The sequence below is a fragment of the Listeria farberi genome (genome assembly GCF_014229245.1).
Taxonomy (GTDB): domain Bacteria; phylum Bacillota; class Bacilli; order Lactobacillales; family Listeriaceae; genus Listeria; species Listeria farberi.
Window position 1 is genome coordinate 1 of record NZ_JAARZJ010000041.1, and the last position, 2779, is coordinate 2779.

Annotated in this window: 4 protein-coding genes; all 4 read left to right on the forward strand. The window is 31.1% G+C overall.

Translation table 11 applies throughout. The annotated features are described in order from the left end of the window. Nucleotides 1-350 (forward strand): DUF6707 family protein (locus tag HCB45_RS15020; protein ID WP_185620437.1); only part of this gene is annotated, 350 nt, incomplete at its 5' end. 16 nt (nucleotides 351-366) lie between these two features. Then, nucleotides 367-588 carry a hypothetical protein gene (locus HCB45_RS15025; protein ID WP_185620438.1) on the forward strand — a complete coding sequence of 74 codons (222 nt, stop codon included), beginning with the start codon at nucleotides 367-369 and terminating at the stop codon, nucleotides 586-588. Next, nucleotides 560-1321: a hypothetical protein gene (locus HCB45_RS15030; RefSeq protein WP_185318588.1), complete on the forward strand. Its 762-nt coding sequence runs from the start codon at nucleotides 560-562 to the stop codon at nucleotides 1319-1321. The genes HCB45_RS15025 and HCB45_RS15030 overlap by 29 nt, the downstream gene beginning before the upstream one ends. A gap of 1 nt (nucleotide 1322) precedes the next feature. Beyond that, a complete protein-coding gene (locus HCB45_RS15035) occupies nucleotides 1323-2126 on the forward strand; it encodes a hypothetical protein (RefSeq protein ID WP_185620439.1) in 804 nt (267 codons plus the stop codon). Nucleotides 2127-2779: the final 653 nt, after the last annotated feature.

Sequence of the window (2779 nt, forward strand, 5' to 3'; positions counted from 1 at the left end):
AACATCTTAATAATAATAATGAAATTACCACTCTTAAATATAAAATATTGCAAAAATTTGAAGTGGGTACAGAACTTGCTAGAAAAACTAATAGAAAAGTATTTGAAAGAACATTACAAGGGGCACATCTATCAACTTCTAAAATAGACAAGGCGGCAAGTCAAAGAGATTACAATACCGAATTTTCTCGCAGATTAATGTATTTAGTGAAATTATATTTTATTCAGGAAATGAGAGAATCAGAGAACATGTCAATGAAAGAAATTAAAAAGAAAATAAATTCAAATTTAGATAAAATGAAGCTAATTGAAGATAGAATAACTTTTTCAAATGTGATTTTTAACTTATAAAAGATGAGTAGAAATTGTGAAGGAAGCATATAGTGGAAAATTATTTTTTTGTTGCACCGAATGCGAAACAGAAGGGATAAATCCAGAACATGTGGAGAATGAAATCGGTACACAAGATTGTTTTCATGAAATAGAAAGATTTAATATTGAAGAAATAGTAGATATCGGTTGGGATAAATATTTTACAAAAAAATTAGGAGAAAAAACCAATGTTGAAAATACCAGATATACTAAATAGCCCTAGCTTTTATGATGCCAAACTTGATTATAAATGGAATAGTAATATGAGGTATGATTGGGATGAAAAAGTCTCAAACCAAAAATTGTTTCATATATTTTTAAAATTAAATCATAAAGCATCTATCGGTATGGCAGCTGCATTAGCCGAATGGGTATATTGGCGGCTGCATACAAAAGATGATATAGATATTTTAGAAAAACACATCGAGACATTATGGGCTAGCATAATTGATAAGCGCTATGTAAAAAAATGGGAATATGATTTTATCCCTGGGGAAAACGATAAAGTACATGGTGTTAAAACAATTGCTCTTGAATCTTTAGAAAGAAGTAATCGAAACTTTCTTGATGGTGCATATAATATTAGTGCAGAACTGGATGGTCAGGCGATGTTAGCCAGATATATTTGCCCAGATAAAAAACTATTTGACTCATGGTTAGAAAGTTGTATTCGGAAGTTAATCCCACTATTCCCTATCGAATATGACAGAGATAATCCGTCTGCATATAATGACGATGAAGACCCTTACTATGACTCATCGCATGAACAACCTATTCCCAGAGAGTTTTTCTTTTCGTCTGATTTTGACTATACTCCAAGGAATACTCAGGTGGCACTCGATAATCTCTTAAGTAACTTATCATATACAAATAATGAGTTATTAAACACACCTGAAACTATGTTAGCAGAAGGATTTATCGGGACATCTTATAGATATGGAGGCGAATAGAATGGCTTATAAAATTCCAGCTTACATTCCTAAAACTGATAGTAAAATAGATTATCCTTGGGATGATACTATGATTGATGAGATGCTCGATTATCATTATGCAAAATCAGTTTGTGATACACTTTCCAATATAAGTTTGAGGGCAAAAATTGCGCTTAATATCGGTGTATATGAATGGGTTTTAGCTTATTTAGGGAACTTATCTGATAAAGTAGAGCCCTATCAAGTAGTTGAGGCATCATGGTGTGCCCATATTAATAAATTTTATATTAACTATATGGAGTTTGAACAGGAAGATTTTACTGGTCCAATTAATGGTCCGCTCTGGTGTGGGTTGACTTCGGTAATTCTTACATTATATGTTTCTGATAATATTGCGGATGTGGAGAATTTGGATAAATATGATTATGAAGATCAACAACTGTATGGAGGAAATGATGAGAACGCTGAAATTGGCTTAGTGGGAAACATTTCATTGGCTCTGCATATCCTTCCAGTTAATCAAGCACAATTATTTAAAACATGGCTTGAAAATATTTCCAAAAGATTTATTCATTTATATTTAATGCCAGAAGAAGATGAGTACAGTAATTTATTTGGGTATAATAGCGAAAAAGACTGGTTAGGCGATTACGTACCACGGGAGGCGCTTGACCCACAAATGGATTATCAACCCAATGACGCGCTAATATTATCAAAAAATTTTCTTCAAAGTGTGGACTATAAATCGAATCCTTATTTAGTTCTACCAGAAGCATTGATTGGAAAAGTGAAAAAACCATATAGTTTTATTCCAGAAATATAGATGAATAAATAAAAGTAATGAGGAGGAAAAATATGTATAAATTATCTCCAAAAGCAATAGAAGCCATGTTGTAAAAATCGGCTAAAGATAGGTATATTTATTTTGTAAAAAAATAGCTGATTGGAAATCTACATGGGTTCTAAAAGATAATGACGGCTGGGTATCTACTTTCGATACAGAGAGGAATATAGCTTTACCAATAGGGCTAAAAATCAAAAATAAGTGAATGGGAATATGCTGGAGTAGCAGTTTTTATAGTGCCAAATAATAAAGAAGTTGTTACCGTTCCAGCAAGTAGGTTAGGCAAGATTTAATGCATGAACGTTCGAAATTTTTATAAAGAAAACTAGAAATGATGTTCTTTTAAACAGAATATAATCAATATATTTTATCTAACTAGCAACTTTTCAATGGCTTTGAAAATAAGTAAAAATTTTCGCTATCTCATAACATTAGCCTAAATTAGGAGTGTTTTTTATGAAAAAAAATGACTTTTTAAAAACAATAATATTAAAGCTAAAAACTAATTGTCCTAATTGGTGTAAAAACGTTAAACAATCTAGAAATGTGTTGGAATTTACCATAGAAAAAGACAAAAAATACTTTATTATTAGTTTTGACACGCCTAGTCATGGGAAAGGTTTATATCATAT